This window comes from Lactobacillus sp. RTP31084st1_F9_RTP31084_210423 (assembly GCF_040919545.1).
Classification (GTDB): Bacteria; Bacillota; Bacilli; order Lactobacillales; family Lactobacillaceae; genus Lactobacillus; species Lactobacillus paragasseri.
The window spans coordinates 72,407-72,904 of sequence record NZ_JBCOVH010000003.1; the positions used below are offsets into that span (position 1 = coordinate 72,407).

The 498-nt window shown below is 37.1% G+C and carries 1 pseudogene; it reads right to left on the reverse strand.

Annotation, left to right across the window (positions count from 1 at the left end):
- Positions 1–498, reverse strand: a pseudogene (locus tag AB5359_RS07715) (hypothetical protein); the annotation flags it as partial.

The following is a 498-nucleotide window of genomic DNA, read 5'->3' on the forward strand; positions in this document are numbered from 1 at the left end:
TTGGGGTCTCAGGAATGTCATTTCTACTATAGGAGATAATCACTGATACATCCTTAGTTTCTGGTGTTACAGTTTCTGCTGAAACAGTATCAGGTGTTGGAGTATAGCCTTCAACTTGTGGAGCATTAAATTCTGTCCATGTTCCAGTAGTTGCTACGCCATTAACTATATGCCATGCATTTAGAGTAGTCTTTCCAGTTACTGGATCAGTATAACCTGCATTATGGTTTTTATCTTCACGAGTAAATTTAACAGTTTGAAGCTTAGTTTGAGAACCTTGATCTGGCATATTAATGATAATAGTACGAGTTATTTCTTTGTACATATTTTCATTAGATGGATCAAACGGTACTGGAGTATCACTATTCTTAGTGTAAGTGATTGTTACGCTTGTATCCTTAGTATCTGAAGTTACTGTTTCTTCTGCTACCTTTTCTGGATTTGCAGTGTAGCCAGTTACTTCTGGTGCATTGAATTCTGCCCATGTTCCAGTCTTAG